General features: G+C 63.6%; 22 protein-coding genes. 16 read left to right on the top strand and 6 right to left on the bottom strand.

Features of this window, described 5'->3' with window-relative positions; all coding sequences use genetic code 11:
* Positions 1 to 328: 328 nt before the first annotated feature.
* The 14 genes from J2X76_RS02085 (at position 329) to J2X76_RS02020 (ending at position 19,095) form a co-directional block, all read left to right on the top strand.
* A complete protein-coding gene (locus J2X76_RS02085; protein ID WP_310212561.1) occupies positions 329 to 4,144 on the top strand; it encodes a glycoside hydrolase/phage tail family protein in 3,816 nt (1,271 codons plus the stop codon).
* 21 nt (positions 4,145 to 4,165) lie between these two features.
* On the top strand, positions 4,166 to 4,378 hold the full coding sequence (locus tag J2X76_RS02080) for a hypothetical protein (protein ID WP_113128049.1): 213 nt from the start codon (positions 4,166 to 4,168) through the stop codon (positions 4,376 to 4,378).
* Between the two features lie 117 nt (positions 4,379 to 4,495).
* The gene (locus J2X76_RS02075) at positions 4,496 to 4,762 is read left to right on the top strand and encodes a hypothetical protein (RefSeq protein ID WP_113128050.1); all 267 of its coding nucleotides are present in this window, start codon (positions 4,496 to 4,498) and stop codon (positions 4,760 to 4,762) included.
* Positions 4,763 to 4,813: 51 nt separating this feature from the next.
* Positions 4,814 to 5,485: a response regulator transcription factor gene (locus tag J2X76_RS02070; RefSeq protein ID WP_007765053.1), complete on the top strand. Its 672-nt coding sequence runs from the start codon at positions 4,814 to 4,816 to the stop codon at positions 5,483 to 5,485.
* Positions 5,475 to 6,899 carry a HAMP domain-containing sensor histidine kinase gene (locus J2X76_RS02065; RefSeq protein ID WP_310212552.1) on the top strand — a complete coding sequence of 475 codons (1,425 nt, stop codon included), beginning with the start codon at positions 5,475 to 5,477 and terminating at the stop codon, positions 6,897 to 6,899. The genes J2X76_RS02070 and J2X76_RS02065 overlap by 11 nt, the downstream gene beginning before the upstream one ends.
* A gap of 257 nt (positions 6,900 to 7,156) precedes the next feature.
* The gene (locus J2X76_RS02060) at positions 7,157 to 7,591 is read left to right on the top strand and encodes a hypothetical protein (RefSeq protein ID WP_113128087.1); all 435 of its coding nucleotides are present in this window, start codon (positions 7,157 to 7,159) and stop codon (positions 7,589 to 7,591) included.
* A 159-nt stretch (positions 7,592 to 7,750) separates the two neighbouring features.
* Positions 7,751 to 8,887, top strand: a complete 1,137-nt coding sequence (gene ccmI, locus J2X76_RS02055) for a c-type cytochrome biogenesis protein CcmI (RefSeq protein ID WP_310212547.1) — start codon at positions 7,751 to 7,753, stop codon at positions 8,885 to 8,887.
* A complete protein-coding gene (gene ccmE / locus J2X76_RS02050) occupies positions 8,884 to 9,399 on the top strand; it encodes a cytochrome c maturation protein CcmE (protein ID WP_310212543.1) in 516 nt (171 codons plus the stop codon). Before ccmI ends, ccmE begins: the two co-directional genes overlap by 4 nt.
* Positions 9,396 to 11,384: a heme lyase CcmF/NrfE family subunit gene (locus J2X76_RS02045; protein WP_310212541.1), complete on the top strand. Its 1,989-nt coding sequence runs from the start codon at positions 9,396 to 9,398 to the stop codon at positions 11,382 to 11,384. The genes ccmE and J2X76_RS02045 overlap by 4 nt, the downstream gene beginning before the upstream one ends.
* A gap of 161 nt (positions 11,385 to 11,545) precedes the next feature.
* Positions 11,546 to 12,007, top strand: coding sequence for a cytochrome c-type biogenesis protein (locus tag J2X76_RS02040; protein ID WP_310214674.1), 462 nt, complete (start codon positions 11,546 to 11,548; stop codon positions 12,005 to 12,007).
* A gap of 146 nt (positions 12,008 to 12,153) precedes the next feature.
* Positions 12,154 to 13,746, top strand: a complete 1,593-nt coding sequence (locus tag J2X76_RS02035) for a Do family serine endopeptidase (RefSeq protein WP_310212538.1) — start codon at positions 12,154 to 12,156, stop codon at positions 13,744 to 13,746.
* Positions 13,747 to 13,905: 159 nt separating this feature from the next.
* A complete protein-coding gene (locus J2X76_RS02030; RefSeq protein WP_037081175.1) occupies positions 13,906 to 14,583 on the top strand; it encodes a response regulator transcription factor in 678 nt (225 codons plus the stop codon).
* Between the two features lie 27 nt (positions 14,584 to 14,610).
* Positions 14,611 to 16,002, top strand: a complete 1,392-nt coding sequence (locus tag J2X76_RS02025; RefSeq protein ID WP_405029997.1) for a sensor histidine kinase — start codon at positions 14,611 to 14,613, stop codon at positions 16,000 to 16,002.
* Between the two features lie 144 nt (positions 16,003 to 16,146).
* On the top strand, positions 16,147 to 19,095 hold the full coding sequence (locus J2X76_RS02020; protein WP_310212532.1) for a bifunctional [glutamine synthetase] adenylyltransferase/[glutamine synthetase]-adenylyl-L-tyrosine phosphorylase: 2,949 nt from the start codon (positions 16,147 to 16,149) through the stop codon (positions 19,093 to 19,095).
* 56 nt (positions 19,096 to 19,151) lie between these two features.
* On the opposite strand, the gene J2X76_RS02015 is transcribed toward J2X76_RS02020, so the two are convergent.
* From J2X76_RS02015 to J2X76_RS01995, 5 genes are all read right to left on the bottom strand, one after another.
* Positions 19,152 to 19,499 carry a TIGR02281 family clan AA aspartic protease gene (locus J2X76_RS02015; protein WP_310212530.1) on the bottom strand — a complete coding sequence of 116 codons (348 nt, stop codon included), beginning with the start codon at positions 19,497 to 19,499 and terminating at the stop codon, positions 19,152 to 19,154.
* A gap of 15 nt (positions 19,500 to 19,514) precedes the next feature.
* A complete protein-coding gene (locus tag J2X76_RS02010) occupies positions 19,515 to 19,832 on the bottom strand; it encodes a hypothetical protein (protein ID WP_310212525.1) in 318 nt (105 codons plus the stop codon).
* Between the two features lie 107 nt (positions 19,833 to 19,939).
* The gene (locus J2X76_RS02005) at positions 19,940 to 22,282 is read right to left on the bottom strand and encodes a PAS domain-containing sensor histidine kinase (RefSeq protein ID WP_113128089.1); all 2,343 of its coding nucleotides are present in this window, start codon (positions 22,280 to 22,282) and stop codon (positions 19,940 to 19,942) included.
* A gap of 139 nt (positions 22,283 to 22,421) precedes the next feature.
* Positions 22,422 to 22,751, bottom strand: coding sequence for a carboxymuconolactone decarboxylase family protein (locus tag J2X76_RS02000; protein WP_310212523.1), 330 nt, complete (start codon positions 22,749 to 22,751; stop codon positions 22,422 to 22,424).
* A 119-nt stretch (positions 22,752 to 22,870) separates the two neighbouring features.
* Entirely contained in the window at positions 22,871 to 24,070 is a 1,200-nt protein-coding gene (locus tag J2X76_RS01995; RefSeq protein ID WP_310212521.1) for an MFS transporter, read from the bottom strand.
* A gap of 121 nt (positions 24,071 to 24,191) precedes the next feature.
* On the opposite strand from J2X76_RS01995, the gene J2X76_RS01990 reads away from it, so the two are divergent.
* Positions 24,192 to 24,737 (top strand): TetR/AcrR family transcriptional regulator C-terminal ligand-binding domain-containing protein, encoded by a 546-nt coding sequence (locus J2X76_RS01990; RefSeq protein ID WP_310212517.1) that lies wholly within the window; start codon positions 24,192 to 24,194, stop codon positions 24,735 to 24,737.
* Between the two features lie 15 nt (positions 24,738 to 24,752).
* Here the strand turns inward: J2X76_RS01990 and J2X76_RS01985 are convergent, their stop codons facing one another.
* The gene (locus J2X76_RS01985) at positions 24,753 to 25,202 is read right to left on the bottom strand and encodes a helix-turn-helix domain-containing protein (protein WP_310212514.1); all 450 of its coding nucleotides are present in this window, start codon (positions 25,200 to 25,202) and stop codon (positions 24,753 to 24,755) included.
* Positions 25,203 to 25,335: 133 nt separating this feature from the next.
* On the opposite strand from J2X76_RS01985, the gene J2X76_RS01980 reads away from it, so the two are divergent.
* A complete protein-coding gene (locus J2X76_RS01980) occupies positions 25,336 to 26,055 on the top strand; it encodes a hypothetical protein (RefSeq protein ID WP_310212511.1) in 720 nt (239 codons plus the stop codon).

Raw genomic sequence — 26,055 nt, 5'->3', positions numbered from 1 at the left:
GTCGGATGTGATATATATTGATGGAGTGATGAGCGAGGTTGCAGCCCCGCCCATCGTTTACTTAAGTAGCGAATATGACCCGGACGGCTATTGACCAGCCCGTCCGGGTTTTTTTCACCATCAGCGTGACGCTAAAAGGCCTTGGCCTCATAACATCCCCTCCATGATTGAGAGCAGGGCCTCTGCCGAGGTCGATGCGGCCTATGTCATCGACGCGCCGGCTGGTGCGGCGCATGCTGCTTTTACTCACAATCTCCATAACCTTAACATGCAATCATTGAGGGTGAATAGTAGCCGCTCGCGTGATTGCAGAATGCGAGGTATTTCCATGGCCACTATCCTTTTCCAGGCGGCGGGTGCGGCGCTCGGCAGCGTGTTCGGTCCGGTCGGTGCGATCATCGGGCGGGCGGCCGGCGCGCTTGCGGGCAGCATGGTCGACCGGGCTCTGGTCGGCGGGGGCGGCGCGACGATCTCGGGCCCACGTCTGGCAACTGCCCGCATTCCGGGTGCCGACGAGGGGACGGCGATCAACCGCGTCTATGGGACGGTGCGGATCGGCGGCACGCTGATCTGGGCCACGCGTTTCGAGGAAGAGGTGACGCGCGAGCGCTCCGGCGGCAAGGCGACGAGCGGGCCGCGGGTGGAGACGTTCCATTATTTCGCAAACCTCGCGGTCGGGCTCTGCGAGGGGTCGATCGCGGCGGTGCGGCGGGTCTGGGCCGATGGGCGCGAGCTCGATCTGACCGGCGTCGAGATGCGGGTCCACCGCGGCGACGAGGCGCAACTGCCGGATCCGCTGATCGAGGCCAAGCAGGGAGAAGGGAAGGCGCCGGCCTATCGGGGGCTCGCTTATGCCGTCTTCGAACGGCTGCCGCTCGGCAGTTTCGGTAACCGAATTCCGCTCCTACAATTTGAAGTGCTGCGGCCGGTGGGCAGGCTCGAAGAGCAGATTCGCGCCGTGACGATCATTCCGGGGGCGACCGAACATGGTTATGCGACCGGGCCGGTGATCGAGAAGACCGGCGAAGGCAGTGCCCGCATTCTCAACCGCCATACGCTGACGGCCGGCACGGACTGGCAGGCGTCGCTGGACGAGCTGCAGGCGCTCTGCCCCAACCTCGAACGGGTGGCACTGGTGATCTCCTGGTTCGGGACGGATCTGCGGGCAGGCCATTGCCGGATCGTGCCGGGTGTCGAGGTGCCTGCGCGGTGGGAAGAGAGCGTCGAGTGGTCGGTGGCGGGCCTGTCGCGTGGCGAGGCGCATCTGGTGAGCCGCGACGCTGGGCCGGCGTTCGGCGGCACCCCGAGCGATGCGAGCGTGACCCAGGCAGTCGCCGACCTCAGGGCGCGCGGGCTGAAGGTCTATCTCTATCCGTTCCTGATGATGGACATTGCGCCCGGCAATGGCCTGCCGGATCCTTACGGCGGAGCGGAGCAGGCGGCCTTCCCATGGCGGGGGCGGATCAGCTGTTTCCCGTTGTCTGCAGACAACACCGCCGGTCTACGCGCGCAGGTGGAGGCTTTCAGCGCGGGCGCGGAAGGTTACCGGCGCATGGTGCTGCATTATGCCGGTCTTTCGGCTGCCGCCGGCGGGGTCGAGGGGTTCATTCTCGGCTCGGAACTGCGGGGGCTGACGCAGCTGCGCGACGAGAGCGGGGCGTTTCCCTTCGTCCAGGAGCTGGTCCGGCTTGCGGGGGATGTGCGGGCGATCGTCGGGCCCGGGACGAAGCTCACGTATGGCGCCGACTGGAGCGAATATTTCGGCTACCATCCGCAGGACGGCTCGGGCGAAGTGCATTTTCATCTCGATCCGCTCTGGGCCTCGCCGGATATCGATGCGGTCGGCATCGACAACTACATGCCGCTTGCCGATTGGCGGGACGAGGATCTTTCGGCCGGCAATCCCGACGGGTTTCGTCTTGCGGACGATGCGCAGGCGATGGCGGCCCAGATCGCGGCCGGCGAGGGGTTCGACTGGTATTATGCGAGCGAAGCGTACCGGCGGAACCGGGTGCGGTCGCCGATCGGCGATGGGCTGGCGGGCAAGCCCTGGGTCTATCGTTACAAGGACCTTGATGGCTGGTGGTCGAACCCGCATTTTGATCGCGTGGATGGCGGTGAGAGGCTGACGCCAACGGCCTGGGTGCCGGGCATGAAGCCGATCTGGTTCACCGAACTCGGTTGCCCGGCGGTAGACAAGGGGGCGAACCAGCCGAATGTCTTCGTCGATCCCAAATCGGCCGAAAGCGCGCTGCCGCATTTTTCGAGTGGCGGACGGTCCGACAGCATGCAGCGGCGGTTTCTCGAAGCCCATCATGAGTGGTGGCAGGGCGGGGTCGGACCGGCTGGTCTGGTCGATCCGGGGCCGGTCGACATGGTCGATCCGGACCATATTTTTGTCTGGACCTGGGATGCGCGGCCGGTTCCTGCCTTTCCCGGCGATCTTTCGGTCTGGAGCGATGGAAGTAACTGGCGCACGGGCCATTGGCTGAACGGCCGGCTCGGCGGCACCACGCTGGCCGACGCCATTGCCGCGATCCTCACCGAGCATGGTTTTCGCGATTTCGATGTTTCGGAAGTGAGCGGCGACCTGACCGGATACGTGCAGGGGGACGTTACATCCGCACGGGCGCTTCTGGAGCCGCTGCTCGAGGTCTTTCAGGTGGATGTCGCGGAGGATGGCGGCAGGCTGCGTTTCCGTTCGCGGCTGAAGGCGAGCCTGGCAGCAAAGGAAATCACCGTCGTCGCCGATGTCGAGGACGAGCCGCTCTGGTCGGAAAACCGGGGGCACGATAGCGATTTCGCAGCCGAGGCGGTGCTGACTTCGTACAACCCCGACCTCGATTACGAACAGTCGGGCGTTCGGTCACGGCGGGCGCGGGCGGAAAGCCTGCGGACGCTGAGTTATGACCTGCCGGCCGTGCTGCCGGAAGAGACCTCGCTCGAAGCGGTCGAGACGTTGCTGCGCACCCACAGGATCGCGAGGCGTTCGCTGAACTTCACGCTGTCACCGGGAGATGTTTCGGTCGAGCCCGGCGATCCGGTGCGGCTGGCTTTGCCGGACGCGGGCGGACCGGATGAGACCTTTATCGTCGAGCGGATCGAAGAGGGCGTCGCGCGGCGCATCGAGGCGCGGCATCACGCACCGCTTGCGCCCGCCAGCCATGCCGGCGGCGACGGGCGCAGGAATAGCGGCAGCGCCGTTTCGGATGCGTTTGCGCCGGTCCTGCATTTTCTGGATCTGCCGCGCTTCGCACCCGGCGAGGTTACCGGTTTTGCCCGGGTCGCAGGCTTCTGCCGCCCTTGGAGGCCGATGGTCCTGTCCTCCTCCGGAACGACGGAGGGGTACCGCACCCGCCTGGTTCTCGACCGGCCGGCGAGAGTGGGTGTCATGACGGCGCCGCTTGCGGAGGGTGTTGCAGGCCGATTCGATCGCGCCACGGCGGTGGAAATCGAACTGTTCTTCGGCGGGCTGTCGTCGGCGGACGAACAGGCGGTGTTGAACGGTGAAAACCGGATTGCGGTCAAAGCGCGGAACGGCGCCTGGGAGGTGATCGGTTTTGCCGGTGCCGAGGAGGTCAGCCCGAATCGCTGGCGGCTGTCGAACCTGCTGCGTGGGCTGGCGGGGACCGAGGATGCCATGCGGTCGGGCACCGAGTCGAGCGCCGCCATCGTCGTGCTGGACGAGGCGGTGGTGCCGCTCGGTCTTTCGGCGGAGGAGCGTGGCCTTGCGATGAACTGGCTCGCAGAAAGCTTGGGGCAGGCCGGCGGACGATCCGGCCCGCGCGTATTTTCCGCAGGAATACGTGCCGAGACGCCGCTCTCGCCGGTGCATATCCGTGGCGAACGGCAGGCAGCCGGCAACATCCGGCTGACCTGGGTAAGGCGGGGCCGGATCGAGGCGGACAATTGGGACGGGACCGAGATTCCGCTGGACGAGCCGCAGGAGCGTTATCGGCTCGAGCTTCTCGACGGCGGTTCCGTCAGGCGCAGCGTCGAGGTGACCGAGCCGGCCTTCACCTACCCGGCGGCCGACGAGATCGCCGATTTCGGCGCGCCCCGGCCGAGCCTTTCGCTGCGGGTAAGGCAGCTGGGCCGGGCCGTCCCGCTCGGCATCCCGGCCGAGACGACCATTGAATTCTAAGTTGAAACAAGGAGACGAAGCATGGACGGCATGAAGATGTGGTATCAGTCGAAAACGGTCTGGGGCGGGTTGATTGCGGTCGGCGCCTCGCTTCTGCAGGTGACGGGGATCCAGCTCGGAGCGGATGTTCAGGCCGATCTCGCGGACCTCGCGGTAACGCTGGCCGGGGCCGCCGGCGGGCTTTTTGCGATCTATGGGCGTGTCGCGGCGCAGACCGGAATCAGGGGAAAATAGCCCCCTGAAGGAATGCGTTACGGACCATTCATTTGCCATTCAGCCGCCTTTGGCTACATAATCCATCACATGCTTTGGACTTGAATCCTGTTTGTCTTGTGAGTGGAAATTGTAACCATGGCGCGACTGCCAATCATCGCGATACTGACCGCCGGCCTTGCCGGTTTCGCCGGCTTTTTGCCGGCAAAGGTCAATGCGGTTGATTATATGGTCCTCGTGGCCGGCGATTGCGGGTCGGCGGCGTCCCGCGTGGTGCGGGAAACCGGCGGCCAGCTCCTTTCCGCTCAGCCTTCCTCCGATGGCCAGACCTGCGTTGTGACGGTGCTCGTCCAGGGGGATGGCAACCAGAGACCGCGCAAGGTGACCGTCAGGGTTCCGATGTAAAGCGGGTCCGGCGGTGATCGATCGCCGGTAATATCATTCGAGGGGCGGTGCATGCGCATTCTGGTGGTCGAAGACGACGTCAATCTCAACCGGCAGCTTTCGGATGCCCTGAAAGAGTCGGGTTATGTGGTCGACCAGGCGTTCGACGGTGAGGAAGGCCACTATCTCGGCGACACCGAACCTTATGACGCTGTCATCCTCGATATCGGCCTGCCGGTCATGGACGGCATCACCGTCGTCGAGAAATGGCGTGCCGGCGGCAAGGGCATGCCGGTGCTGATGCTGACCGCCCGCGACCGCTGGAGCGACAAGGTTGCGGGCATCGATGCCGGTGCCGACGACTATGTCGCAAAACCCTTCCATGTGGAGGAAGTGCTGGCCCGCGTGCGGGCGCTGATCCGCCGGGCGGCGGGGCATTCGTCCTCCGAAATCGTCTGCGGGCCCGTACGGCTCGATACCAAGGCCTCCAAGGCGAGCGTCGAAGGCGTCGCCCTGAAGCTCACCTCGCACGAATTCAGGCTTCTGTCCTACCTGATGCATCACATGGGGCAGGTCGTTTCCCGCACCGAGCTTGTGGAGCATATGTATGATCAGGATTTCGACCGCGATTCCAATACGATCGAAGTTTTCGTGGGCCGGCTTCGCAAGAAGCTCGGAGTCGACCTCATCGAAACGGTCCGCGGCCTCGGATACAGGATGCAAGCGCCAAACGATGCGCGTTAAATTCCGGATGATCGGACCAAGATCGCTGACTGCCCGCGTGCTGCTTCTGGCCACGCTGTGGTCGGCGCTGGCCTTGGTGGTCATTTCGATCGTCATCTCGCAGCTCTACCGGCAGTCGGCCGAACGCGCCTTTACCGACCTCCTGCGCGCCCAGCTCTATAACGTCATCAACTCGATCACGATCGGCGACGACAACAAGCTCTCGGGGAGCCCTCAGCTCGGCGACCTGCGCTTCTCGCAGCCGGAAACCGGCTGGTACTGGATTATCGAGCCGCTCGGCACCTTCGCGGCGACGCCGCTTTCCTCCTCTTCGCTCGGCACTTCGAATATCAGCGTGCCGTCGATCCTGGCGGTGCCGTTCAACAATCGTTATGAGCGCTTCTATCCCGCGATCGATGCCTACAAGAACAATGTCCTGGTCGCCGAGACCGAGGTCGTGCTCGATGGCGAAGGCCGCGCCGCGCGCTTCCGCGTGTCGGGCAATCTCGCGGTCGTCGAGGAGGATATCCAGGCCTTTACCCGCAGTCTCTATATCGCGCTCGCCGTCTTCGGTTTCGGCAGCCTGGTCGTCAACGGCCTGGCGATCCTGTACGGCCTGCAGCCGCTCGATGGCGCCCGGCGTTCGCTCGAAAGGGTGCGGCGTGGCGAGGCGGAGCGGCTGGAAGGCGAGTTTCCCCGCGAGATCATGCCGCTTGCCAGCGATATCAACGCGCTGATCGAAAGCAATCGCCGCATTGTCGAGCGCGCCCGCATGCAGGTCGGCAATCTCGCCCATTCGCTGAAGACGCCGATCGCGGTTCTGCTCAACGAATCGCGTGCCGTCGAAAAGGTGCAGTCGGACATGGTGCGGTCGCAGGCGGAGGGCATGCAGGCGCAGGTGCAGTCCTACCTGAACCGGGCGCGCATCGCTGCCCAGCGCGAATCCCTGCTTGCGCGGACCGAGCTGGAGCCGGTGCTGGAACGCCTGGTCAGGGTGATGCGGCGGCTCAATCCCGAAAAGGAATTCCATCTGTCGGTTTTCCCGCCCGGTGTGGCGCTCGCCATGGAACAGCAGGACGTCGAGGAAACGATCGGCAACCTGCTCGAAAACGCTGCGCGCTTCTGCGAGACCGGCGTTTGGATCACCGCGACCCCGACGTCCGGCCCCCAGTCCGGCGAAGGCGAACCCGCACGGCGCCACTGGATCGAGATTGCCGTCGAGGATGACGGCCCCGGCCTCGAGCCGGACCAGATCCGCGAGGCGATGAAACGCGGCAGGCGGCTGGACGAAAGCAAGCCGGGCGCCGGGCTCGGACTGTCCATCGTGCGCGAGATCACCGGCGAGTATCAGGGTTCGGTCGAACTGACGCGCGGGACGCGCGGTGGCTTGAGGGCACAGCTTCTGCTGCCGGGTGTTGCGAAGGAAACCGCCTGAACGGCAGGTTCAGCCATATCGCACTCTAAAACTGTGGCTTATGGGCAACAGCGTTCCGTTCCCTGCCTTTGATTATGGACGGATTGATCGCCTGCTATATCTTTGTGTAAACGGACATTCATAGGATTGTTCGCTAATATTCGGGGGGCTGAAAGATTACCGGAATTGTGTGTTTTCCCAGCGACGCCATAATGATGCCATGCCGGGACGGGACCAGTCTCGGCAAGATTTCCGAAGCACGACCGGTTTCCGACACGATGCGACTATTGAGCCTCCGAAATGCCGTTTCATCGTTTGTGGTCGCCGGCCTGCTGGCCGGTTGCGGCACCACGTCGGGTGGGGGAACCGGCGGCGGGCGCGGCCTGCTGACGCCGCGGCCTTCGCCATCGACGTCCTATATTTCCGCGCTTCAGGGTGGCATTGTCGGCCGCACGGGCGCGGCGCTTTCGGCAAGCGATCGTTCCCGCGCGCTCGAGGCCGAATATCGTGCCCTGGAAGGGGCGGCCGGCGGCGAGGCCATCACCTGGAAGGGCGATGATGCGAACGGTCAGGTTGTCGCCAACGCTCCCTATCAGGTCGGCACCCAGAATTGCCGCCAGTACCGCCATACGGTGACGATGAATGGCCGCGACATGACGGCACGGGGCGCCGCCTGCCGCAATTCGAACGGCACCTGGACGCCGCTCACCTGATTCCCGTCTGATTTTCCTCTGCGGCTGTTTGACATGGGTCATGGCCGCCGGATCGGATTGGCCCCATATGCAGGTTGAACTTGCGGCCAAACGCCTCAAATTCACGTCAACGCCGGCTGCGCTGTTGGAAAGCGCGGGCCGTTGCAGTAATGGGCCACTATGGTTTTATGGATCATCCTCGCAGCTCTGACGGCGGCCGTTGCGGCAATCCTCATCCTGCCTTTTGCCCGAGCCACCAAAGCAGCGTCCGCTGACCGGGCCGGAGAGGTCGCCGTTTATCGCGACCAGCTGGCCGAACTGGACCGCGACCGGGCCCAGGGCCTGATCAATGCGGAGGAGGCCGAATACGCCCGCGCCGAAATCGGCCGCCGGCTGCTCGCCGCCGCCGGCGCTGGGGAGGCCGGGGAGATCGCGGCCCCGAAGACGCGAAAACACGGTCTCGCCACTGCCGTGGTCACGCTGATGCCGCCCGTCGTCGGGCTCTGTCTTTACCTGGCTCTCGGCAATCCCGGGCTGCCGGACCAGCCGCTGGAAGCGCGGCTTGCCAATCCCGGCAACAATGTCGCGCTGCTGGTCGCCAAGGCAGAGCGGCATCTGGCCGAAAACCCCAATGATGGCGCCGGCTGGGATCTGCTCGCACCGATCTATTTCCGCTCCATGCGGCTCGGTGATGCGGAACTCGCCTATCGCAATGCCATCCGTATCCTCGGCCCCAATCCCGTCAGGCTCGCGGGACTTGGCGAAACGCTGGTCGCTTCGAACGACGGGATCGTCACCGAGGATGCGCGTGCCGCATTCGAACAGGCGATGAAGCTCGATCCGGACAACCCGCGCTCGCGTTTCTATGTCGGCCTCGGCTTCGAACAGGCCGGCCGGGCGGCGGAGGCGAGGGCGCAGTTCGAAACGATTGCCAAGGCCTCGCCCCCGGACGCGCCGTGGATGCAGCTCGTCAACCAGCATATCGCCAGGAATGGTGGTGCCGTCGTTTCCGGTAAGGGCACGGCGCAGGCGCTCGGCAATCCGAGCCAGGCGGACATGGCGGCGGCCGAAAACATGTCGCAGGGCGACCGGCAGGCGATGGTCCGCGGCATGGTCGACGGCCTTGCGGAGCGGCTGAAACAGGATCCCAACAATCTCGAAGGCTGGGTAAGGCTGGTGCGCTCCTATGCCGTGCTCGGCGATAAACCCAAGGCAGAAGAGGCGCTGAAGAGCGGCCTCAAGCAGTTCCCCTCATCCGGCGAGCTTGTGGCGCTCGCCAACGAGATGGGGCTTGCCGTCGAAGGAGTGGCGCAATGACCCGCAAACAGAAGCGGCTGGCGGTGATCGCGGGCGGCATGAGCTTCATCCTCGTCGCGGTGCTGCTCGTCATGTTCGCCTTCAGCCAGTCGGTCGCCTATTTCTTCATGCCGGCCGACCTCGCCAAGGCCGACATCAAGCCCGGCACCCGCATCAGGCTCGGCGGACTGGTGGCCGAGGGCTCGGTGAAACGCGGCCAGGGCTCGACCGTGAGCTTTACGGTGACGGACGGAACCGGCAATGTGCCAGTGACCTATACGGGCATCCTGCCGGACCTTTTCCGAGAGGGGCAGGGTGTCGTGACGGAGGGCGCTTTCGACGCCGCATCGCACGGGTTCGTGGCCGACAGCGTGCTCGCCAAGCATGACGAGAACTACATGCCCAAGGAAGTCGCCGACCGGCTGAAGAAGGAAGGCGTCTGGGAAGACGGCAAGGGCAGCAAGGGCCAGGCGAACCAGGGCCAGGCGAACCAGGGGCAGAACACCGGAGCCAAGGGGACGGCAACCAGATGATCATCGAGATCGGCCACTATGCGCTCGTTCTGGCGCTTGCAACCGCGCTGATCCTGTCGGTCCTGCCGGTGATCGGCGCACGGCGCGGCGATGCGGCGATGATGGCGCTGGCGCCGACCGGCTCGCTGGTGCTGTTTGCGCTCGTTACTCTTTCTTTCGGAGCGCTGACCTGGGCCTATGTGGTCTCGGATTTTTCGGTTGCGAACGTCTGGGAAAATTCCCACTCGCTGATGCCGCTGATCTACAAATATTCCGGCGTCTGGGGCAATCACGAGGGCTCGATGCTGCTCTGGCTGCTGATCCTCGTCTTTTTCAGCGCGCTCGTCGCCGTCTTCGGCGGGAACCTGCCGGACACGCTGCGGGCCAATGTTCTCGCTGTTCAGGCCTGGATCTCGACCGCCTTCCTTTTGTTCATCCTCTTGACCTCCAATCCGTTCCTGCGCCTCGATCCGGCGCCGGCGGAGGGGCAGGACCTCAACCCGGTTCTGCAGGATTTCGGCCTCGCGGTGCATCCGCCGCTTCTCTATCTCGGTTATGTCGGCTTCTCCGTCTGCTTCTCGTTTGCCGTCGCCGCATTGATCGAAGGCCGCATCGATGCCGCCTGGGCCCGCTGGGTGCGGCCCTGGACACTTGCCGCCTGGACGTTTCTCACCGCCGGCATCGCCATGGGATCCTACTGGGCCTATTACGAGCTCGGCTGGGGCGGCTGGTGGTTCTGGGATCCGGTTGAAAACGCCTCCTTCATGCCCTGGCTCGCCGGCACGGCGCTCCTGCATTCGGCGCTCGTCATGGAAAAGCGCGAGGCCCTGAAGATCTGGACCGTGCTTCTGGCGATCATGACCTTCTCGTTGTCGCTGCTCGGCACCTTCCTGGTGCGCTCTGGCGTGCTGACCTCGGTGCATTCGTTTGCGACCGATCCGACCCGCGGCATCTTCATTCTGTGCATTCTCGCCATCTTCATCGGCGGCGCCTTCGTGCTGTTTGCCTGGCGGGCGCCGATGCTCAAGGCCGGCGGGATTTTTGCGCCGATCTCGCGCGAAGGCGCGCTGGTGCTCAACAACCTGATCCTGACGGTGGCGACCGCCACCGTGCTGACCGGCACGCTCTATCCGCTGATCCTCGAAACGCTGACCGGCGAAAAGATCTCGGTCGGCGCGCCATTCTTCAACATGACCTTCGGCCTACTGATGCTGCCGCTTCTGGTCGCCGTTCCGTTCGGGCCGGTTCTGGCCTGGAAGCGCGGCGATCTTTTAGGCGCCCTGCAGCGGCTCTGGGTGTTCGCCGGGCTTTCGATGTTTGCGGGCCTGGCCTTCTTCTACATCCAGAACGGTGGGCCGGTTCTGGCGATCTTCGGCCTGGCGCTCGGCTTCTGGGGCATGATCGGCGCGCTTGCCGACCTCTGGTATCGCGGCAATTTCGCCAAGGTCGGGTTCTCCGTCGGCATCAAGCGGCTCATCGGCCTGCCGCGTTCGGTATTCGGCACGGCGATCGCCCATTTCGGCCTCGGCGTCACGGTGCTCGGGATCTTTGCGGCGACGACCTTCGGCACCGAGACGGTGGTCGAGATGAAGCAGGGCGCTTCCGTCGATGTCGGCGGTTATTCGCTGACCTATGACGGGCTGCGCGATGCGGTCGGGCCGAACTATACCGAGAGCCGCGGGCATTTCGCCGTCAGCCGCGGCGGCGTTGAGGTCGCCGATGTCTGGTCGTCGAAACGGCTCTATACGGCGCGGCGCATGCCGACGACCGAGGCCGGCATCCTCACCTTCGGCCTCAGCCAGCTCTACGTGTCGCTCGGCGACGCGATGGATGGCGGCGGCATGGTCGTGCGCATCTGGTGGAAGCCGTTCATCCTCTGCATCTGGGGCGGCGCGCTGGTGATGATGGCGGGCGGGTTCGTCTCGCTGTCGGACCGGCGGCTCAGGGTGGGCGCGCCGAGCCGCAAGGCGAAGCCGGTCAAGGCGCGGCTGGAGGCGGCGGAGTGAGAGCAAAGTCTGCGAAACGGCCCCTCACCCTAACCCTCTCCCCGCATGCGGGGAGAGGGGACTTGCCCCTTTCAGCCGCAGTGATCAGGGCAGGCCGTTGCGGCATATCCCTTCTCCCCGTTCCGACGGGGAGAAGGTGGCGGCAGCCGGATGAGGGGCTCCTGTCCCGTCTGGCGAAAATTTTGCTCGCACTCTTCATCTTCCTCGCCCCCCTCCCGGCCTTCGCCGTCAACCCCGACGAGGTCCTTTCCAACCCCGTGCTCGAACAGCGCGCCCGCAATCTTTCGGCGCAACTGCGCTGCATGGTGTGCCAGAACCAGTCGATCGACGATTCCAATGCGGAGCTTGCCCGCGACCTGCGCGTGCTGGTGCGCGAACGGTTGACGAACGGCGATACGGACGATCAGGTGGTCGACTATGTCGTGTCCCGCTACGGGGAGTTCGTGCTTCTGAAACCGCGCCTCAGCGCCAAGACGGTGATCCTCTGGGCGACGCCGGTCCTGCTGTTGCTGGTCGGTGCGATTGCCATCCTGGTCTTCGTCCGCACCCGTCCAAGCCAACGCGCGGTTGCGGCGCTGACGGCCGAGGAGCAGGCTCGGATCGAGGAACTTCTGAAAAAATAGCGGTCTGAAACCCGCACGGGCGAACATTACCAATATTTCATTCGGCCGCCACCTGCAGTTAACCTCAGAGCGCCTATATCTCTCGTCATCCACCGCTTGGCTGGCCTCCAGCCAATATGACTGAAGAGAAGAAGGTAGCTTAAAACATGCGCAATATTGGACGTCCCTCACTGAAGACCGTCTTGAAGGCCACCACGGTTGCTGGTCTCGCCGCGGTCATGCTCTCGAGCGGCATCCCGGCTCACATCACGCAGTCTTTTGCTGCTCCGGTCAGCGTCACCGCTCCGCAGGCCCCGAGCTTTGCCGATGTCGTTTCCGCCGTTTCTCCCGCCGTCGTTTCCGTCCGCGTCCAGTCGGACGCGCAGCCCGTTTCCGATGACAGCGGCAATAATTTCTCCTTCAATTTCGGCGGCCGCGGCTTCGACCAGCTTCCCGATGATCACCCGCTGAAGCGCTTCTTCCGCGAATTCGGCGGCCAGATGCCGGGCGGCCCCGGCGCTCAGGGCGACCGCAACCAGGACCGCGCCGACCGTAACGGCCCGCGCAACCGCGACAACGGCAACCGTCCGCACCGCCTGCGCCCGGCGGCACAGGGCTCCGGTTTCTTCATCTCCGAAGACGGTTATGTCGTCACCAACAACCACGTCGTTTCCGACGGTTCGGCCTACACGGTCGTTTTGAATGACGGCACGGAACTCGAAGCCAAGCTGGTCGGCAAGGACAGCCGCACCGACCTCGCGGTGCTCAAGGTCGACGCCACCAGCCGCAAGTTCACCTATGTCAATTTCGCCGACGACTCCAAGGTCCGCGTCGGCGACTGGGTGGTCGCCGTCGGCAACCCGTTCGGCCTCGGCGGCACGGTCACCGCAGGCATCGTGTCGGCCCGCGGCCGCGACATCGGCTCCGGCCCCTATGACGACTACATCCAGGTGGATGCGGCCGTGAACCGTGGCAATTCCGGTGGCCCGACCTTCAACCTGTCGGGCGAAGTGGTCGGCATCAACACCGCGATCTTCTCGCCGTCGGGCGGCAATGTCGGCATCGCCTTCGCGATCCCGTCTTCCACCGCCAAGGACGTCGTCGCCAACCTGATGAAGGACGGTAAGGTCGATCGTGGCTGGCTCGGCGTGCAGATCCAGCCGGTCACCCAGGATATCGCCGACTCGCTCGGCCTGAAGGAAGCGTCCGGCGCTCTCGTCGTCGCTCCGCAGGAAGGCTCGCCCGGCCAGAAGGCCGGCATCAAGGAAGGCGACGTGATCACCGCCGTCAACGGCCAGCCGATCAAGGATGCCCGTGATCTTGCCAAGCGCGTCGCCGCCTTCGGCCCGAACACCAAGGTCGAGGTTGACCTGTGGCGCGACGGCAAGGCGCAGAAGATCCCGGTTACGCTCGGCAACCTCCAGAGCGACGAAGCCGCGGCGGCAACGCCGAAGCAGCCTGATGCGCCGGCACCTTCCAGTGACAAGGCGCTTGCCAGCCTCGGCATCACCGTCGCTCCGGTCGAAGATGGTTCCGGCCTCTCCGTCACCGACGTCGATCCGGACTCGGAAGCTGCTGCCCGCGGTCTGAAGACCGGTGAAAAGATCGTCTCGGTCAACAACCGCAAGGTTACCAGCGCCGCCGATGTCGGCAAGGTTCTCGAACAGGCCCGCAAGGACGGCCGCACCCGTGCGCTGTTCCAGGTAGCCGGCGAAAACAATACCAGCCGCTTCGTCGCCCTGCCGATCAACGAAGGCTGATTTCTAGAAACTAGGTCGCAAGATCAGGGGCGCCGCCGGCAACGGTCGGCGCCCCTTTTCTTTCCATGGAGCAAGTTGATGGAGACTGATGCCCTATATTCTGCCGGTACCGCAGATTCCCATGGTGCAAAGAGGGGCGCGGACGCTATTGTCCCGCACATGAAGATTCTGGTGATCGAAGACGACCTGGAGGCCGCGGCCTACATGACCAAGGCCTTCCGTGAGGCGGGCATCGTGGTCGACCATGCAAGCGACGGCGAGAGCGGCCTGTTCATGGGGACCGAGAACTCCTACGACGTGATGGTCATCGACCGCATGCTGCCGCGCCGGGACGGTCTCTCCGTCATCAGCGAACTCAGGAAGCGCGGTATCAATGCGCCGGTGCTGATCCTCTCCGCGCTCGGCCAGGTGGACGACCGGGTGACCGGCCTGCGTGCCGGCGGCGACGACTACCTGCCGAAACCCTATGCCTTTTCCGAGCTGCTTGCCCGGGTCGAGGTGCTCGGCCGCCGCAAGGGCACGCCGGAACAGGACATGGTCTACCGGGTCGGAGACCTGGAGCTCGACCGGCTGTCCCATGAGGTGAAGCGTGCCGGCAAGGAAGTGCTGTTGCAGCCGCGCGAATTCCGCCTGCTCGAATACCTGATGAAGAATGCCGGCCAGGTGGTGACCCGAACCATGCTGCTTGAAAACGTCTGGGACTATCACTTCGACCCCCAGACCAATGTCATCGACGTGCACGTGTCGCGGCTGAGATCGAAGATCGAGAAGGATTTCGAAAAGCCGCTGCTGAAGACTATCCGCGGCGCCGGTTACATGATCAAGGACGAGGGGTAAGCCGAGTTGCTGGCACGTGCCCGCCTGATGTTCCGCTCGACAGCCGTGCGGCTGTCGGCGCTCTATATCCTGCTTTTCGCCCTCTGCGCCGCCTTTCTGGTCTTCTACGTGACGGCCATGTCCGAGCGGCTGCTGGCGCAGCAGACCCGCCAGTCGCTGCAGGAGGAGGTGCAGGAGATCCAGCGCGCCTATGAGCGCGGCGGCGTCAACCTTTTGCTGCGGATGATGGAGCGGCGGGCCCGCCAGCCGGGCGCCAATCTTTATGTCATCGCCGGGCCGAACGGCGAGATGCTTGCCGGCAACGTCGCGTCGGTCCAGCCCGGCGTGCTCGACGAGCAGGGCTGGACCAACATTCCCTTCACCTATGAACCCTATACGGAAGTCGAGCGCCCTGGCCGGCATCTGGCGACCGCCAATGTCATTCGTCTCGACAACGGGCTGAGGGTGATGATCGGCCGCGATCTCGGTGATCCGAGCCGGTTCCGCGGCATCGTGCGCCGGGCGCTGATGGTGGCGCTGGCGATCATGGGCGTGGGCGCGCTGGTGATCTGGTTCGGTATCGGCCGCAATGCGCTGAAACGCATCGACCGGATGTCGGCGGCAAGCCAGAAGATCATGGCCGGCGACCTGTCGCAGCGTCTGCCAGTCGGCAAGTCCGGCGACGAATTCGACCGGCTGTCGGACTCGCTGAACGCCATGCTCGGCCGCATCGAGAAGCTCAACGAGGGCCTGCGGCAGGTCTCCGACAACATCGCCCATGACCTGAAGACGCCACTGACGCGGCTGCGCAACAAGGCGGCCGATGCGCTCGGCGAGGATCGCGCCGATGTGCGCCGCACAGCCCTCGAAGGCATCATCGCCGAATCCGACCAGCTCATCCGCACGTTCAACGCGCTCTTGATGATCTCGCGCGTCGAGGCGGGATCGATCGCGGCGGAAATGTCCGATGTGGATCTCTCCGCGATCTCCGCCGACAGCGCCGAGCTCTACGAGCCGGCGGCTGAGGAGGCGGGGCTGTCGCTCACCACCGAGCTCGAACCGGGCCTCGTCGTCAACGGCAACCGCGAGCTTATCGGTCAGGCGATCTTCAATCTTCTCGACAACGCCATCAAATACGCCTCCGAGGCAGGCGCTGCGGCGAGTATCCGCGTTCGCCTTACAAAGAGCGACGGCACGCTCCGGCTCTCCGTCTGCGACAACGGCCCCGGCATTCCCGCCGACAAGCGCGGGGAGGTGACCAAACGGTTCTTCCGCCTCGACGAAAGCCGCTCGAAGCCCGGCACCGGTCTTGGCCTGTCGCTGGTCGAGGCGGTGATGGAGCTGCATGGGGGCTCGCTGGAACTCTCTGCCACCGACGAGGCGAACACCGCAGCGCCCGGCCTGACGGTCACCATGGTCTTTCCCGAACTGAAGCCCTAAGTTCCGACTCGTGAGGCTGCTGTTTGACTACGGCGACGCCTCTCGCTCCCTCATTCCTGCGCGCCGCGGACGCGGCGCTGCTGGATCCCTGTGACAAGCACAGGGATGAGGAGGGAATGGCGTACGGCATGAGGGAGGGAAAGAATGGAGACCGGAAACCGGCTCGATACGGTCAAGGCGGAGGTGATCCGCCCGATGAACCAGACGGAAGCCAAGGCGGCAACGGCTGTCCTCAAGGATATCGGCAGGTCCGAACCTCCGGTCGCGGCACTGCTCGGCAAGGACAGCGCGCTGAAAGATTTCATCGTCGCGGCCTTCACCCTCTCGCCTTTTCTACGCGATACGGCGGTCATCTCGCCCGGGCTTCTGGTAACCGCGATTACCGAGCCGCTGGAGCCGGCGCTGGAAGAGCTGGTCGAAGCGGCGCGCAATGCCTGGCGAAAGAAGGATGGCAAGTTGCCGTCCGAAAACGAGGTGATGACGACGCTGCGCGCCACCAAGCGGGGTTTGAGCTTCCTTGTCGCACTCGCCGATCTCGCCCGCATCTTTTCCGCAAAGGACACGACGCGCTGGCTGAGCCTGCTGGCCGAAGCCTCAGTCGCAGCCGCGATCGACCACCTTCTGGTCGCCGGCCACGAGAGCGGCAAGCTGAAACTCGTCGACCTCGACGAACCCAGTAGAGGTTCGGGCCTGATCGTGCTCGGCATGGGCAAGCTCGGCGGCCGCGAGCTCAACTATTCATCCGATATCGACATCGTCGTGTTCTTCGATCCCGAGACCGGGATACTGACCGATCCGCTCGATGGATCCGAAGTCTATGGCCGGATGATGCGCCGCCTGATCCGCATCCTGCAGGAACGCACCGCGGACGGTTACGTGTTCCGCACCGACCTGCGCCTGCGCCCCGATCCTGGTTCCACGCCGCTCGCCGTCTCGCTGGATGCGGCGCTGATCTATTACGAGGGCAGGGGGCAGAACTGGGAACGTGCGGCCTTCATCAAGGCGCGGCCGATCGCCGGGGATATCGCGGCCGGCGACAATTTCATGCGGCTGCTGACGCCCTTCGTGTTCCGCAAATATCTCGACTATGCGGCGATCGCCGACATTCACTCGATCAAGCGGCAGATCCACGTCCACAAGGGCCATGGCGCGATCGCCGTGAAGGGCCATGACGTCAAGCTCGGCCGCGGCGGCATCCGCGAGATCGAGTTCTTTGCCCAGACGCAGCAGCTGATCGCCGGCGGCCGCATGCCGCCGCTGCGGGCCCGCGAGACGGAAGTGGCGCTGAAGGCGCTCGCCGAGGCGAAATGGATCACGCCCGAGATCGCCGCCGAATTGACGGGGGCCTACTGGTTCCTGCGCGATGTCGAACACCGCATCCAGATGGTGCGCGACGAGCAGACCCATAACCTGCCGGAAGCCGATGCCGAGCTGAAGCGCATCGCCTTCATGCTCGGTTTCGCCGATATCGCAGGATTTTCCGCCAGGCTCGAAGAAGTGCTGCGCACCGTCGAGAAACGTTACGCCCGGCTTTTCGAGCAGGAAGCGAAACTCACCAGCAGCGACGGCAATCTCGTTTTCACCGGTCAGCAGGACGATCCGGGCACGCTGAAGACGCTGGCCTCGCTCGGTTTCGAACGGCCGGCCGACATGTCCCGCGTCATCCGCACCTGGCATTATGGCCGCTACCGCGCCACCCAGTCGGCCGAGGCGCGCGAGCGGCTGACCGAATTGATGCCGGCCCTGCTGCAGGCGTTCGGCGAGAGCAAGCGCGCCGACGAGGCGCTGCTGCGTTTCGACAGTTTCCTTAAAGGTCTGCCGGCCGGCATCCAGCTCTTCTCGCTGATCGGCAACAACCCGCCGCTCCTGGCGCTGATCGTCACCATCATGTCCTCGGCGCCGCGGCTGGCCGATATCATCGCCTCCAAGCCACATGTCTTCGACGGCATGCTCGACCCCGGCCTGATGGCGGAGCTTCCCACCCGCGACTATCTTTCCTATCGCCTGACCAATTTCCTGACCGGTGCCCGGCATTACGAGGAGAAGCTGGACCGGCTGCGCATCTTTGCCGCCGAACAGCGGTTCCTGATCGGCATCCGGCTGCTGACGGGAGCGATCTCGGGTGTCCAGGCGGCACGCGCCTTCACCCATCTCGCCGACCTTTTGATCGATGCGGCCCTGAAGGCGGTCGTCACGGAAATCCGCAGCGCCCACGGCACCTATCCGGGCGGCCGCGTCGCCGTCATCGGCATGGGCAAACTCGGCAGTTTCGAGCTGACGGCCGGCTCCGATGTCGACCTCATCCTGCTCTACGACTACGACAGCGAAGCGATGGAAAGCGAGGGCGACAAGCCGCTCGATTCCAGCCGTTATTTCACCCGCCTGACCCAGCGCCTGATCGCCGCCCTTTCGGCGCCGATGGCCGAGGGGGTGATCTTCGAGGTCGATCTGCGCTTGAGGCCGTCAGGCAACAAGGGGCCGGTCGCCACCCGCATCAACGCCTTCGGCAAATACCAGCGCGAGGAGGCCTGGACCTGGGAGCACATGGCGCTTTCCCGCGCCCGACTGATCTGCGGCGACGAAAGCCTCGTCGGCGAGGCGAAAGGCCTGATCGGCGAAGTGCTGTCGGCCAAGCCAGAGATCGCCAAGATCGCCGCCGATGTCGCCGAGATGCGTGCCCTGATCGAGGCGGAAAAACCGCCGCGCGACATCTGGGATTTCAAGCTGATCCCCGGCGGACTGATCGATATCGAATTCATCGCCCAGTATCTGCGCCTGATCGCACCGGCCAAGGGCGTTATGCTCGATACCTATGGTTTCAGCACCGAGGAAGCCCTCAAGGCACTCGGCGACAGGCTGATGAAGCCCGGCGATCTCGATATCTGCGTAGAGGCGCTACACCTGTTCACCGAACTCTCCCAGATCGTCCGCCTCTGCGTCGACGGGCCGTTCGAGCCGGGCGATGCGCCGGCCGGGCTTCTCGAGCGCGTCTGCCGGGCAGGGGACTGTCCGGATATCGGGACGCTGGAGGGGGAAGTGAAGCGGCTCTCGAAGGCTGTGCGGGCGGTGTTCGAAAGAGTGGTTCAAGTCTAGTTCAGCAGCGACCCGAGCTGCTGAGACACGTTACCAGCCCGGGCAAAGCACCCTCGTCAATCCTCAAATCTCAGCTCGTCGGATTTCATCTGGAAAGACTTAAGCGTTGATATGAAACTCATTCCAAGGAGGCTCTGTCTCAGTTCGCCCGCCGGCGACACGAGCGCCTGTATCGCCCGTCTCTTGATCGGCCCCACCGATACAATATCCAAGGTCACAGGCGCCGTTACGCTTGTGCCGCTGGCGGTGTAAACGAGAACCTCATATTGGAGGCCGTCCGTGAGAAGACCAAGTGTGCGGGCGTCGTCATTGCTGAGGACGATCTCGCTTGCGCCCGTATCGACGAGCATGACGATTTCTCTGCCGTTAACATTTACGGGCGCCTGGAAATGGGCGCCATCCACCTTGTAGATCAGGACTTAGGCGCTTTCGCCGGTGCCGACCTCGATCACATGTCCCGGCAAAAGAGCGGCAAGCAGGCGCTGGCTCTGCCCTAAGATCTCATCGCGCGCCATATAGACGAACATGAGTGCAACAAGGATTATTGCCCACGCTCCGAATTGCAGCTCTTTGATGAACTCCGTCCGGTGGCGATATACAATGCCTATTGCCATCGTGATAAATGCGCCGGGAATAAGCGGTGCAAGGAGGCCAAAGCGCTCTGTTCCGCCATTATGGAACAGAAAAAGCGCGCTGCCGGCGGCAAGAATGACGAGATAGAAAATTGCGTGTTTCAAGTAAGCGCCGCGGAAATGAATTTTACAACTTCTGGATTGTATCTATTTTTGCCCGTCAGGGCTTGTCAATGAAAACCCCTGCGGTCATGCCCTCAGTGGGTTCTGTCTCAAGCCACCCGCTTCCTCGCCACCGGCAGCGGTTGATCGGGGATATGCAGCGAGACGACCGTGCCTTCGCCGACCCGGGAACGGATCTTCATCTTGCCGCCGTGCAGGCCGATCAGCGAGCGGGAGATGGCGAGGCCAAGGCCTGAGCCGCCCTTGCTCTTGGCATATTGGCTCTGCACCTGTTCGAAGGGCTGGCCGATCTTGTTGAGAGCTTCGGTCGGAATGCCGATGCCGGTATCGGCGATCGTCAGCAGCACGCCCTTTTCCAGCTTGCGCGCCCGCAGCTCGATCCTGCCGCCATGATTGGTGAATTTGACCGCATTGGAAAGAATGTTGAGCATCACCTGTTTCAGCGCGCGGCGGTCGGCCACCATGTTGAGGCTGTCGCAGAGGCGCTGATGGATGGCGATCTCCTTGTCCTGGGCGGAAATCGTGGTCAGTCGCAGGCTTTCCTCGATCAACGGCTTCAGGTCGACCGCCTCGCACTGGATGCGCATATGGCCGGCCTCGATCTTCGACATGTCGAGAATGTCGTTGATGACGTTGAGCAGGTGCTTGCCGCTGTCGTGGATATCCTTGGAATATTCCGAATATTTCGGCGAGCCGAGCGGGCCGAACATGCCGTTGGCGAGGATTTCCGAGAAGCCGAGGATCGCATTGAGCGGCGTCCTGAGTTCGTGCGACATGTTGGCGAGGAATTCGGACTTCGCCTTGTTGGCGGCCTCGGCCCGTTCCTTTTCCGCCTGGTAATTGGCGTTGGCGACCGAAAGCTCGGATTTCTGGCGCTCCAGCTTCTTCTGCGACGAGGAAAGGTCGCCGATCGTGGCCATCAGTCGCCGCTCGCTGTCGCGCAGCCGCTCCTGATGGCGCTTCAGAAGCGTGATGTCGGTGCCGACCGAGACGAGGCCGCCGTCGCGGGTGCGGCGCTCGTTGATCTGCAGCCAGCGTTCGTCGGCGAGCTGAACTTCCGTGGTGCGCGACAGGCCGCTGCCGTCGGGGTCGGCGACGCGGCGCTCGATCACCGGGCGGGCGGCCGCGGCATTGACGGCGTGGCGCTCGGTACCCGGCACCAGCACGCTGTCGGGCAGGCCGTAGGCCTGCTGGAAATGGGTGTTGCACATCACCAGCCGGTCGTTCTTGTCCCACAGCACGAAGGCTTCCGACGTGCATTCGATTGCGTCGGCGAGGCGCTGGTCGGCTTCCGCATATCGCTGCGCGAGGCGGTGCTGTTCGGTGACGTCCATGGCGATGCCGATGACGTGGGTGCGGCCCTGGCTGGTCTTCACCAGCTGCGCGCGGGCGCGCATCCACACGTAGTGGCCGGCCGCATGGCGCATGCGAAACACCTGGTCGACCTGCTTGGCATTGCCGCGGCTGATGGCGCGCGCGAGCGCATAGATATTGCCGTCGGTCGGATGCATCATCCGGGCCGCGTCGGTAAACGAGATGACGTTGCCGGCGGGCGGCAGGCCGAGCATCTCGTACATCGATCCCGACCAGAACAGGCGCCGGTTGGTGACGTCGAAATCCCACAGCCCGCAACGGCCACGCGAAAGGGCGGTCTCGATACGCAGGTTGGATTCGACGAAGGTTTCGTCGGCTTCGCGAGCGCGTTTCACCTGCATGTAATAGGCGTAAAGGATGACCAGCAGGATCGCAGAAATGCCGGTGAAAAGCGTGACGTTGAGCGAGACATCGTGCCGCCAGGCCAGATTGAGGCTTTCCAGCGAATAGGCGGCCACGATCAGCGCGCCTTCGCTGCCGATCATCTCGATGGCGGCATAATGCGGGACTTCGCCGAAATAGGTTTCGATCACGCCGCTCTCGTCGCTAAACCGCCTGAGCGTCGCGGTTTCCGGCAGGACCGAGGTCAGGCGCCTGCCGATATAGCCGGCCGCCTGCTTGGTGCCGCCGAAGATACGGCCGGTTTCGTCGACGAAGAGGAAGAATGCATCGGCCTCCAGCCGTTCCTGCGGCAGGAAGGAGCCAAGGCGCTTTTCCGCGGCCGCCCGGTCGTGCGCCGTCAGCGCCGTCGCGTCGCCGGCGAAGGCGGCGCTCGCGGCGGCCGCCATCAGCGCGGTCGATTGCCGTGCGGCATTTTCCATCCGCGTATATTCGGAAACGATGCCGAGAATGCGCGAGGCGGCGACGACGGTCAGGAACGCGATGATGAGAAGAGGGATCGAACGCTTGAGAACGAGCTCCACGCGCGGCAGCTGCCGCGCGATCGGCTTGACGGAGAGCCGCGCCTCGTCCGGAATAGCCCGGCGCAAACTTCCAAGGCTCGGAAATTTAAGACGCAGCCGCCCCTCGGCCGCGGTTGCCCGCTGCACGTCCGACATGGTTTTCATTCTGTCCCTCATGGTGATTCGACGCGCCGCTCGCGCGAACCTGACTCAATGAATCATTAGTGATTCTTCGTGTCCAGAGGCTTGCTAAGATTTTTTTAACGATTTGATTCAATTGCGAACGAGGCGGGAATCACCTTCGTTGCGGTTCGTCATAGGCGCCGAGCGCGATGGGGAGTGCCTGGATCACCGCGTTGCCCACTGCGGGCAAGCCGGCCAGGATCGCGCTGATGATTTCGCCGCGCGAGGCGCCAAGGGATTTTGCATGCGCGACATGGAAGGGCAGGCCGCTTTCCATCCGCGTGGCGGCGAGGATGCCGATATAGACGAGTTCTTCGGTCCTGGCATCCAGTGCCGAGGCGGCCCCGAGTTTCTGCACCGCCTCAAGCCAGGCCGCCTGATGGGCGGGCGCCTCTTTTATGAACAGCTGGAATGCATTGCTGACGCGGTCCATGTCGGTCATCCGGAAATCTCCCTGCCTGAAACTGGCAGAAGAATAACATCGGCCGGCCAAGCCTCCCTGACTTTGGTCAACGCCCAAAAGAAAGCCCGCGCCTTGGTGTGGCGCGGGCCGCCCTGGCGTCAGACGGCCGGGCTTTCGACAAGGTTGGTGCGGGTGGCGGCAATCGAAATCAACGCCAGAACGATGATGACCGCGCCATAGAAATAAGCCGCCGTGGAGAGACCGAGCGCCGGAGCGGCAAGGCCGGCGATGATCGCCGGGATCGAGAAGGCGAGATAGCTCTCGACCAGGAAGGCCGCAAACAGTCCGGCTCTCTCGTGGCTTTCGGCAAGCGGCAGGACGATTTTCAGAATGTTCGAGAAGATCGATCCGAAGCCGAGACCGGCCACCGCCGTTCCGAGGAAGAGAAGCCCGACGGCCTGCAGATGCACGCCCGACAGCGTGATCAGGACGCCGATCATCAGCGCGGTCGTGCCGGTGAAAAGAACCCGCTGCGGCGTCCAGGTGCGGAAGATGAAGACCGACGCCGTGGCGCTGAGCATCAGGGTCGCGACGACCGTGCCGCCGACGAAGGGCGAAGTGATGCCGGTCGCGACGGCGACCAGCGTCGGCATCAGCGACAGGTAGAAGCCTCCGAGCGACCATCCGGCGACATTGACCGGCGTAACCTTGAGAAGGGTGGCGCGGGCCCGCTGCGGCACGCTGATATGCGGGCGCATGGCGGCGAGTGCCCCCGGCCGACCGGTGATGGTCTCCGGCATGAAGGCGAGCACCACGATGCCGGCGAGTGTCACGAGAAATAGCAGCGCGTAGATGAGGTGCGTCGGTTCCGGCGCGAAGGCGACAAGCGTGCCGGCGGCGAGCGTGCCGATCATCAGGCCGAGAAAGGCGGTGACGCTATTGAGTATCGAGCCCGTGCGCTTGTCGGTATCGAGGATGGTCGCGCCGAAGGTGGGGAAAGCGATGCCGGTGGCAAAACCCTGGACGATACGGCCGATCAGCAGCGTCGTGCCGGATTCCGCCACCATGAAGACGATCAAGGCCGCGGCGTTGAAGATCAGCGCCAGCAGGATTAGCGGCCGGCGGCCGAGATAGTCCGAAAGCCCGCCGACCGTCAGAAGCGCCGCGAGCAGCGCAAACGAATAAGAGCCGAAGATCAGCGTGATCATCGCCGGCGAGAGATGGAAGAGCTCCTGGTAGAGATGGTAGAGCGGCGTCGGCGCGCTGCTGGTCGCCGAAATCAGCACTGCGCCGAGGAAGCTGTAGGCCGTCATCCGCCGCGCGGAGGGTGAAGAGGAGGCGGGGAGGATATTGCTCATGGCATTTCACCTTAATGCAATTTCTTAGCGTTAGGCGCATATAGTTGCATTCCTGAGCTAATGCAATATCTTTGCATTAAGAGATTTGATATTCCGGCGATGCGCCGGCAAGGAGAACAAAATGGCCAGGGAGATGGTGCGTCAGGGTGGGCGCAGTGCCCGCATCCAGTCGGAAGTGCATCGCACGGTCCAGGATCTTCTGAAGACGATGGATCGCAGCGCGATTACGGTGCCGATGATCGCGGAAAAGTCCGGCGTGACGCCGTCGACCATTTATCGCCGCTGGGGCGATCTTTCCGAGTTATTGGCGGATGTCGCGGTCGCCCGCATGCGGCCGATCGCCGACCCGGAAGATACCGGCGCGATGGAAAGCGACCTCGAGGCCTTCATCCTCCAATATGCCGAGGAAATGTCGTCAAAGGTCGGGCGGGCGATGCTCGCGGACGTGCTCGGCACCATGGAAGGCGCCGCCGCCGGAAAATGCTGCCAGTTCACCTACCAGCATCTGGAAACCTTGCGAGAGCGAGCCCTGGCGCGGGGCGAGGCCGGATTCCATGTGGGAGAGGCGATCGACTTCGTCGTTGCGCCGATCGTCTACCATATCCTGTTCGGCGACCGCGAGCTGACGCCCGACTACTGCCGCTCGCTGGTCTCGCGTTTTTTTTAAAAGTGATCCTGCCCTCTACACGCGGGAGGTGAGGCGGAAATCCCGGGGACCCACAAGGCGCCCATCGGCCGCCTCGACCTGCAGCGTCCTGAGCGGTGCGCCATCGACCTTGTCCACCATTTCGGCCTGTAACTCGCCCGGTTCGAAGCAGTTCTCCTCCCCCCACTGCCACAATGCGACAAGCACGGTGTAAAGCTTTTCGCCTTTTGGCGTCAGGACGTAGCGAGGGCTCGACGGGCTATCCGGGTGGGGCTCGATGGTGAAGACCCCCTCCTGCACGAGCTTTTTCAGCCGCGCCGACAGGATGTTCTTGGCCGACCCGAGATTCTTCTGGAACTCCCCGAAACGCTGATGCCCGCGAAATGCGTCCCGAACGATCAGAAGCGTCCACCAGTCTCCAATGATCTGGAGGCTGCGCGCAATGCCGCAATTGGCTGTTTCCAGATTGGTTTTCCTGCCCTTCATCCGACATCTCCAGAATATGGCATCAAGATCCGACAATTGAGGTTGCAAATTTAAACCAATTAAGCTTCTATGTCGATTGGTTTCAAATTTAAACCGAAATCTTCGCTATCTGCTGTTAAAGGAGAAGATGGATATGAGCGATTTGCTGGAACTTGCCGTTGCGGCGCATGGCGGCTGGGAACGTTGGCGACAGATCAGCAAGCTGACGGCCCGCATTTCGGTCGGAGGAACGATGTGGCACCTCAAGGGATGGCCCGGAGCGCTCTCGGACGTTTCGGTTTCGATCGATCCGCATCGGCAGCATGCCGCGTTTTCGCCGTTCCTCGAAACGGGCCGGCACAGCGAGTATGAGCCCGGCCGGACGGCTATTGTCACCGACCGGGGCGAGGTTCTCGAAGAACGGGAGCACCCGCGAAAGGCCTTCGCCGGTCACGTGATCCAGACCCCCTGGGACGCCCAGCACCTCGCGTATTTTACGGGATATGCGATCTGGACCTATCTGACGACGCCGTTCCTGTTCGGGCTGCCCGGTTTCATTGTCGAGGAAATCGAGCCCTGGGACGAGCATGGCGAAATATGGCGACGGCTGAAGGTGATCTTCCCGCCGGATGTCGCCAGTCATTCCACCGAACAGATCTTTTATTTCGACGCAGCCGGAATTCTGCGCCGGCATGACTACAGCGTCGAAATCATGGGTGGAACGTCGAGCGCCAACTATGCCAGCGAGCCGCAGACTTTTGGCGGACTTGTCTTCCCCACCAAACGCCGCGTCTACGCCATCGGCGCCGACAACCGGCCCATTCTCGAGCGGGTCGCGGTCGCCATCGACATCAGCGGCATTGACGTGGAATAG

The sequence above is a fragment of the Neorhizobium sp. 2083 genome (assembly GCF_031455615.1).
Classification (GTDB): Bacteria; Pseudomonadota; Alphaproteobacteria; order Rhizobiales; family Rhizobiaceae; genus Neorhizobium.
Note: the sequence above shows the minus strand (reverse complement) of the source record. Positions and strands in the feature narration are given on the sequence as shown.

Bases quoted from the DNA above. Each gene is read 5' to 3' on its own strand.
- J2X76_RS02085 (WP_310212561.1), top strand. From the start codon at position 329: ATGGCCACTATCCTTTTCCAGGCGGCGGGTGCGGCGCTCGGCAGCGTG.
- J2X76_RS02080 (WP_113128049.1), top strand. From the start codon at position 4,166: ATGGACGGCATGAAGATGTGGTATCAGTCGAAAACGGTCTGGGGCGGG.
- J2X76_RS02075 (WP_113128050.1), top strand. From the start codon at position 4,496: ATGGCGCGACTGCCAATCATCGCGATACTGACCGCCGGCCTTGCCGGT.
- J2X76_RS02070 (WP_007765053.1), top strand. From the start codon at position 4,814: ATGCGCATTCTGGTGGTCGAAGACGACGTCAATCTCAACCGGCAGCTT.
- J2X76_RS02065 (WP_310212552.1), top strand. From the start codon at position 5,475: ATGCGCGTTAAATTCCGGATGATCGGACCAAGATCGCTGACTGCCCGC.
- J2X76_RS02060 (WP_113128087.1), top strand. From the start codon at position 7,157: ATGCGACTATTGAGCCTCCGAAATGCCGTTTCATCGTTTGTGGTCGCC.
- ccmI (WP_310212547.1), top strand. From the start codon at position 7,751: ATGGTTTTATGGATCATCCTCGCAGCTCTGACGGCGGCCGTTGCGGCA.
- ccmE (WP_310212543.1), top strand. From the start codon at position 8,884: ATGACCCGCAAACAGAAGCGGCTGGCGGTGATCGCGGGCGGCATGAGC.
- J2X76_RS02045 (WP_310212541.1), top strand. From the start codon at position 9,396: ATGATCATCGAGATCGGCCACTATGCGCTCGTTCTGGCGCTTGCAACC.
- J2X76_RS02035 (WP_310212538.1), top strand. From the start codon at position 12,154: ATGCGCAATATTGGACGTCCCTCACTGAAGACCGTCTTGAAGGCCACC.
- J2X76_RS02030 (WP_037081175.1), top strand. From the start codon at position 13,906: ATGAAGATTCTGGTGATCGAAGACGACCTGGAGGCCGCGGCCTACATG.
- J2X76_RS02025 (WP_405029997.1), top strand. From the start codon at position 14,611: ATGTTCCGCTCGACAGCCGTGCGGCTGTCGGCGCTCTATATCCTGCTT.
- J2X76_RS02020 (WP_310212532.1), top strand. From the start codon at position 16,147: ATGGAGACCGGAAACCGGCTCGATACGGTCAAGGCGGAGGTGATCCGC.
- J2X76_RS02005 (WP_113128089.1), bottom strand. From the start codon at position 22,282: ATGTCGGACGTGCAGCGGGCAACCGCGGCCGAGGGGCGGCTGCGTCTT.
- J2X76_RS02000 (WP_310212523.1), bottom strand. From the start codon at position 22,751: ATGACCGACATGGACCGCGTCAGCAATGCATTCCAGCTGTTCATAAAA.
- J2X76_RS01995 (WP_310212521.1), bottom strand. From the start codon at position 24,070: ATGAGCAATATCCTCCCCGCCTCCTCTTCACCCTCCGCGCGGCGGATG.
- J2X76_RS01990 (WP_310212517.1), top strand. From the start codon at position 24,192: ATGGCCAGGGAGATGGTGCGTCAGGGTGGGCGCAGTGCCCGCATCCAG.
- J2X76_RS01985 (WP_310212514.1), bottom strand. From the start codon at position 25,202: ATGAAGGGCAGGAAAACCAATCTGGAAACAGCCAATTGCGGCATTGCG.
- J2X76_RS01980 (WP_310212511.1), top strand. From the start codon at position 25,336: ATGAGCGATTTGCTGGAACTTGCCGTTGCGGCGCATGGCGGCTGGGAA.